This is a genomic window from Nocardiopsis sp. TNDT3, from assembly GCF_003427465.1.
GTDB lineage: Bacteria > Actinomycetota > Actinomycetes > Streptosporangiales > Streptosporangiaceae > Nocardiopsis > Nocardiopsis dassonvillei.
The window spans coordinates 1-6,429 of the sequence record NZ_QPFC01000678.1 but is presented as its reverse complement, the minus strand read 5'-3'; the positions used below and the strand labels follow the sequence as shown (position 1 = coordinate 6,429).

Below are 6,429 nucleotides of genomic sequence, written 5' to 3'. Positions count from 1 at the left end.
GTGCTCGCCATCGTCGTCTTCGGCGGCACGGCGGCGGCGATCGCGGCCAGCGCGCTGGCGGGGGCCGTGGCCACCGCGTTCCTGCTGTACCTGCTCGCCTACCGGCGCGGTGTCAGCGGGCAGCGGCTGGTCCTGGTGGGGATCGCGGTCACCGCGGTGCTGGGCGCGGTGACGTCGTACCTGCTCACCCGCACGGAGCTCGCCACGGCGCAGCGCGCCATGCTCTGGCTCACCGGCAGCCTGGCCAACCGGGACTGGCCGCACGTGGTGACGGTGGCGGTGGGGTTGGCCGTCCTGGCTCCGACCACGTTCCTGTCGGCCCGACCGCTGTCCCTGCTCCAGCTCGGGGAGGACGCGGCGACCGCCCTGGGCGGCCGGGTGCGGCTCGCCCGGGGCGCCCTGCTGTTCACCTCCGCCGCGCTCGCGGCCACGGCCACCGCCGTCGCCGGTCCCGTCGCGTTCGTCGCCCTGGTGGCCCCGCAGATCGTGCGGCGGCTGCTGGGCGGACGCGCCCTCGGGCTGCTGCCCTGCGCCGCCTGCGGAGCGCTCCTGACGGCCGTTGCGGACCTGGTCGCGCGCACCGCCTTCGGGGGGAGCGAACTGCCGGTCGGGGTGGTCACCGGGGCGCTGGGCGCCCCCTTCCTGCTGTACCTGCTGGCCCGCGGCGGCAGGGCGGGACGGGACCGGTGAACACCCGGGGCGCCGCCCCGGCAGGTCCCCGGGGGAGCCTTCCCGGTCAGGCGGCTCGCGGGGCCGGGGCCCCATGGCCTCCCATGGCGAAGTGGCGCGAACCGGGGGCGAGCGCCGCGGCCCCCGGGGCCAGGAAGCACAGGGCGGCGCACACGACCAGGACCGCCTCCGTGCCGAAGGCCTGGGTGGCCGGGGCGATCAGCGCGAGCCCGACCGGGGCCAGGCCGTAGGAGAACAGGAAGTCCAGGGAGGAGACGCGGGCGAGCTTGTCGGGCGCGACCTCGCGCTGGGCGGCGGTGAACCACGGGACGTTGAACAGTTCGATCCCGACCCCCGCCAGGGCGTAGGCGGCGAACACCGTCCACGGGCCCACGGGGAGGAGCAGGCTCAGCGGCGCGAGCCCGTACAGGGCCAGGCCCGCCAGCGCCACCCACCCCTGGGAGGAGGGGCGCCAGCGCCCGATCAGCAGCGCCCCGGCCAGCGCGCCGCCGGTGTAGGCGGTCAGCGCGCCCGCCAGCACCGCCTCGGTGCCGTAGGTGTCGCGGCTGACAACCGGGAGCAGCACGCCCGTGGCGGAGTACCCGGTGGCGATCACCGCCGTCAGGGCGCCCAGCCCCGCGAGGAACCACGTGTGGCGCCGGGCCTCGCGCAGCCCGTCGCGGAAGTCGGCGACCGGGGAGAAGCCGCGCGCGGGCACCGCTCCCGGGGCGGGCGCGCTCCGGCCCCGGGGCGGGGCCAGGGCGGCGACCGCCCAGAGCGCGGCGGTGACCAGGAGGAGGGCGTGCACGCCCAGGACCGTGGAGAGCAGCGCCGTCGCCCCCGGGGCGACCAGGGTGGTGACCCGCACGGAGATGGTGAGCGCCGCGTTGGCGCGCTGGCGCCGCGGCTCGTCCACGACCTCGGCGGTCAGCGCCTGGAAGGCGGGTCTACAGGCTCCCTGGCCCGCGCCCACGGCCGCCGCGGCCACGGCCGCGAGCGCCAGGGCGCCGGTCGCCACGCCCGCGGCGACCAGCGGAGTGGCCGCCGCCGCGAGGACCCCGGCCCACAGCACCACCGCGCGGCGGGAGAGCCGGTCGGCCAGCAGGCCGCCGAGCGGCAGGGCGAGGAGGAACCCGCCGGTACGGGTGGCCAGGAGCAGGCCGAGCCCCATGGCGGTGAGCGATCCGTCCAGGACGGCCAGGCCGAGGATGAACGGCATGGCCCACGTGGCCAGTCCCGAGGCGGTGCTCCCCGACCACAGGCGGAGGAAGGCGGGGTCCGAGAACACGTGCGCGCGCGGTGGGGCCGTGGGCACAGTGCCGGTCTGCTGGGGGTGGGCCACGTCTTTCCACGTCCTCTCCGCGGATGGTCACCGGCGGGGCGCGCTGGCGCCGCCCCCGCCCGGGCGCGTCCGTCGCGGGCCCGTCCGCCGCGCGGCGCCCGGGGCCATGGAACACCCCCGGGAACGCGAACTCCGACCCCACTAATGACAATGGTTATCGTTTTATCTACAATAGCGCGCGGACTCCGGTACTCAGAACATCCGGCGCTCCCCGTTGGTGTCCCGTGTTACTCCCGACCCCCTTTTGGAAGGACGACCGTGGACCGCTCCCTCGTGGACCAACTGCCCCCACCGCTACCCGCCGAACAGATCCTCGCCGTCAACCCGCCGCGCGAGGACCTGCACACCACCCGCTCCTACACCTGGAACGGCTGGGGGTTCGAGGTACCGCCCGGCGTCTTCCTCCCCGGCGGGACCAGCAGGATGATCCACCAGCGCATCCTGGACGACGACATCGACGTGCGCGGACGGCACTACGCCGCCATGGGCGTGGGCCTGGGCGTGGAGGCCGTCGCCGCCGGAGCGCGCGGCGCCCGCCGGGTCCACGCCGCCGACGTCCACGGCCCCAGCGTCGAGGCCGCCGCCCGCAACTTCACACGCCTGCTCGGGGACCGCACCGCCACCGAACTCGTCCCCGTGACCGGCGACATGTTCGAGGGCTTCCCGGACGGGACCGCGCTCGACGTGGTCACCTTCAACCCGCCCGCGGTCAGCCGGACGGTCAGCACCGACCCCGACGTCGTGCGCAACGTGTGCGTGGGCGCGGCGATCACGGAGAAGTTCTTCACCCAGCTGGCCGAGCGCCCGCTGCTGGCCCCCGGCGCGGAGGTCTTCCTCATCGCCTCCAACACCGCCGACCTGCGCCGCATCGTCGCCCACGCGGAGGCCACCGGCTTCCGGGCCGGGGTGCACCACCGGCACGACTGGGGCGACGGGGTCCTGACCTACCTGTTCCGCTTCCAGGAGGCCGGGAGATGACCCTCGACGACCTCCTGCGCGACGCCGTCGGCCGGGTCGGCGACACCGTGGCCACCAGCGTCTTCTGGCTCCACCACGGCACCCGCCTGGCCGGGGGCGACACCACCTACCTCAACCACTACGTCGCCGTGCGCGTCGGCGGTGCCTTCGGGGCCTGCGCCTTCGAGGACGGGCAGATCGCGCCGGAGCTGTGCCGCGAGGCCTCGGGCGCCCCGCTGGCCGAACTGCTCGCCCAAGGGCCCCTCCCCCTGCGGGTGGCCGCCCTGGACGCCCACCTCGCCCACACCTCGCCGCACCGCGAGGACCCCCGGGCCGAACCGGTCACCCTGCCCGCCGGAACGCCCGAACAGCGCGCGCGGGCCCGGGACGCCGCCGTCGCCGGTCTCGTCCCCATCACCGAGGGCGCGCGGATCGCGCTGATCGGCGTCGTCAACCCCCTCGTGGCCGCCATCCGCGAACGCGGCGGCGAGTGCCTGCCCTGCGACCTCAACCTGCGCACCACCCGCTGGGGCGACCCCGTCTCGGAGTCCATGGAGGAGGTGGTCGACGCGGCCGACGCCGTCGTGGCCACCGGCATGACCCTGGGCAACGGCACCTTCGACCCGCTCCTGGCACGGTGCCGCGGGCGCGGCGTCCCCCTGTACGTCTACGCCCAGAGCGCGAGCGCGGTGGCGCGCGCCTTCCTCGGCCGCGGAGTCGACGGAGTCTCCGCCGAGCCCTTCCCCTTCTCCCAGTTCAGCGCCGACCCCACGCGGCTCTACCGCTACCGGGCGACCCCGGCGGCCTGAACACCCACGCCCTCCTCCCGGGCGGGCGCGTGCACCTTCGCGTTCCGGAGCACGCGCCCGCCCCAGCCACCAGTAAGGAGAACGACCGTGGACGAGCACGTCTCCGAAGCGATCGGCCGCCCCGACCTCATCGACCTGGGCGGCGGACTGCTGTGCCTGCGGTTCGAGACCCTCAAGGCCCTCTCGGCCCTGACCGCCGTCCGCCACCTCGTCGAGAGCGGCGCCGTCCGCCCCGGCGACACCGTGGTGGACAGCTCCAGCGGCGTCTACGCGCACGCGCTGGCGCTGGCCTGCCACCGGTACGGCCTGCGATGTCACATCATCGGCTCCACCACCGTGGACCGCACCCTGCGCGTACAGCTGGAGGTGCTGGGCGTACGCCTGGAACAGATGGAGTCCACCGACGACCTGCGCCTGGACCAGAACCGCCGGGTGCGCCGGGTCCGGGAGGTCCTGGCCGCCCACCCGGACCACCACTGGATGCGCCAGTACCACGACCCCCTCCACTACCTGGGCTACCGCGAGGTCGCCGAGACGGTCCGCCGGGAGACGGCGGGCGCGGACCTCACGCTCGTGGGGGGTGTGGGAACGGGCGTGTCCACCGGCGCGCTGGGCACCTACCTGCGCGAGGCCGACCCGGGCACCCGCCTGGTGGGGGTGCAGCCGTTCGGCAGCGTCACCTTCGCCAGCGACGGCGTGCCCGACAAGGACATCATCATCGCGGGGATCGGCAGCGCCATCCCCTTCGGCAACGTCGACCACACCCTCTACGACACCGTGCACTGGACCGGTTTCACCGCGGCCCTGGCCGGAACGGTCGACCTGCTGCGGCGGCACGCCGTGTTCGCGGGGCTCTCCAGCGGCGCCGCCTACCTGGCCGCCCGGTGGGAGCTGGGGCTCTCCCCCGGCCGGACGGTGGTGTTCGTCGCCGCGGACACCGGCCACCGCTACACCGAGTCGGTGTTCGCCCGCCACCGGGAGGCCGAGGCGGTGGAGGACCTCAAGCCGCTGGACGTCACCGGAACCTCCGAGCTGCGCCTGCCCTGGGCGCGCATGGAGTGGCGCCGGTCCGGGGCGCCGCGGCAGGCGGAGTTCGACCGCACGGCCTGAGGCCGGACGCGCGGGCGCGGGGCGGCGGTGGCCGCGCCCGCGCGCGGGGCGGGATAATCGATGCCGATGCGTACCGAATGGACACCGCAAGACCTGCCCGGACGAGCGTTCTACCAGCTGATGACGGCCGTGATCCTGCCGCGACCGATCGCGTGGGTCTCCACCACGTCGGCGGCGGGCGTGGACAACCTGGCGCCGCACTCCTTCTTCACCGTCGCGTGCACCCAGCCGCCGATCGTGCAGTTCACCTCGGTGCGGCGCAAGGACTCGCTGCGCAACGTGGAGGAGACCGGCGAGTTCGTGGTCAACCTGGCCCCGGAGCCGATGCGGGAACAGGTCAACGCCAGCGGCACCTCCTACCCGCCGGAGGTGAGCGAGTTCGAGGCCCTGGGGATCGGGCGCGAGCCCAGCGCGTCGGTGCGCCCGCCCCGGGTGGCCGACTCCCCGGTGGCGCTGGAGTGCGTGCTGCACTCGACGGTGGGCCTGGGCGACTCGACGGTGGTGTTCGGCCGGGTGGTGCGGGCGGCCGTGGACGAGTCGGTGCTGGTGGACGGGCACCCCGAGGCGACCCTGCTGCGACCGCTGGCGCGGCTGGGCCGAGACGAGTGGTCCACGCTGGGCGAGGTGCGGGCCCTCCCGCGGATCCCGTACCGGCCCTGACCGGCGGCTCCCGGCGACGGCCCCGGTGGGCGGCTCCGGCCGCCGTCGGGCGGCCGACCCGGCATGCGGAGAGTCCGTCCCGACCGGCGGAGGCCGTCCGGACCGCCGCTTCCGGCCCGTCCGGCCGGAATCGGCGGGCCCGGGTCCCGCACGGGTGATTCGGACACACCCGTCGTTCCCCGGTCAGACCCGCAGGTCGGTCTCCGGGAAGGGGAAGGCCGACAGGCGGTACAGGACGTCGGCAGGGTCGCCGCTCCAGTCCATGGCGCGTATCTGGGCGGCGCTGCGGCGGCCGGTGGCGGCGCGCACCAGCTCGAAGGCCGTGGCCGACCACTCCAGGTCGGCCCGCTCCCCGAAGGCCCACTCCTGGCCGGTGTCCGCGGCCACCACGCGCACCCCGGGCAGCTCGGGGGACCACGCGCGGGCCGTCGCGCCCAGGACGAAGGCGGCCAGTTCGTCGGCGTGCTCGGGCTGGACGGGCATCCCCAGCGCGCCCCGGACGTCGTTCTCGTGGTGCCACACGTCGATCGCGGGCAGCGAGTAGCGGGCCCGGGTCCGGGTGGCGAAGACCTCCAGCAGGGCCGGGGTGTCCGCGCGCCAGGCCGCGCAGAGCGCGGCGATGTCCAGGTGCTCGCGCTCGGCCACCTGGCGGGCGGTGACGGCGTCGTCGGCCGGGGGCGTGACCCGTTCCGCGGGCACGTCGGCGCAGAGCCCGGCCAGGTGCGCGTAGGTCTGCCGGACGGTCCACGCGGGCAGGGCGGGAACGGGCGTGGCGAGCTGCTCCGCGCTCAGGTCGTCGGCGAGCGCGAGCATGCGCTCCTGGCAGGAGGTGTAGATCTTCGCGGTGTTCATGGCGCCACGGTACCGAACGCTGTTCGGTAC

General features: G+C 75.4%; 7 protein-coding genes. 5 read left to right on the top strand and 2 right to left on the bottom strand.

Translation table 11 applies throughout. The annotated features are described in order from the left end of the window. Window positions 1–690 (top strand): iron chelate uptake ABC transporter family permease subunit (locus DQW06_RS17025; protein ID WP_157983466.1); only part of this gene is annotated, 690 nt, incomplete at its 5' end. Between the two features lie 46 nt (window positions 691–736). Here the strand turns inward: DQW06_RS17025 and DQW06_RS17020 are convergent. Continuing rightward, window positions 737–2,011: an MFS transporter gene (locus tag DQW06_RS17020; RefSeq protein ID WP_013153467.1), complete on the bottom strand. Its 1,275-nt coding sequence runs from the start codon at window positions 2,009–2,011 to the stop codon at window positions 737–739. A gap of 258 nt (window positions 2,012–2,269) precedes the next feature. Between DQW06_RS17020 and DQW06_RS17015 the strand changes: the two genes are divergently transcribed. The 4 genes from DQW06_RS17015 to DQW06_RS17000 all read left to right on the top strand — a co-directional run bounded on the left by DQW06_RS17015 (window position 2,270) and on the right by DQW06_RS17000 (window position 5,547). Beyond that, a complete protein-coding gene (locus DQW06_RS17015; RefSeq protein WP_013153468.1) occupies window positions 2,270–2,989 on the top strand; it encodes a methyltransferase in 720 nt (239 codons plus the stop codon). Continuing rightward, on the top strand, window positions 2,986–3,777 hold the full coding sequence (locus DQW06_RS17010) for a Rossmann-like domain-containing protein (protein WP_013153469.1): 792 nt from the start codon (window positions 2,986–2,988) through the stop codon (window positions 3,775–3,777). Before DQW06_RS17015 ends, DQW06_RS17010 begins: the two co-directional genes overlap by 4 nt. Window positions 3,778–3,864: 87 nt before the next feature. Beyond that, window positions 3,865–4,887, top strand: coding sequence for a pyridoxal-phosphate dependent enzyme (locus DQW06_RS17005; RefSeq protein ID WP_117198900.1), 1,023 nt, complete (start codon window positions 3,865–3,867; stop codon window positions 4,885–4,887). Window positions 4,888–4,953: 66 nt separating this feature from the next. Continuing rightward, window positions 4,954–5,547, top strand: a complete 594-nt coding sequence (locus DQW06_RS17000; protein ID WP_041552735.1) for a flavin reductase family protein — start codon at window positions 4,954–4,956, stop codon at window positions 5,545–5,547. 183 nt (window positions 5,548–5,730) lie between these two features. On the opposite strand, the gene DQW06_RS16995 is transcribed toward DQW06_RS17000, so the two are convergent. Beyond that, on the bottom strand, window positions 5,731–6,399 hold the full coding sequence (locus tag DQW06_RS16995) for a maleylpyruvate isomerase family mycothiol-dependent enzyme (protein WP_117198899.1): 669 nt from the start codon (window positions 6,397–6,399) through the stop codon (window positions 5,731–5,733). Window positions 6,400–6,429: the final 30 nt, after the last annotated feature.

Coding starts and splice junctions, on each gene's coding strand:
- DQW06_RS17010 (WP_013153469.1), top strand. CDS start 2,986: ATGACCCTCGACGACCTCCTGCGCGACGCCGTCGGCCGGGTCGGCGAC.
- DQW06_RS16995 (WP_117198899.1), bottom strand. CDS start 6,399: ATGAACACCGCGAAGATCTACACCTCCTGCCAGGAGCGCATGCTCGCG.
- DQW06_RS17000 (WP_041552735.1), top strand. CDS start 4,954: ATGCGTACCGAATGGACACCGCAAGACCTGCCCGGACGAGCGTTCTAC.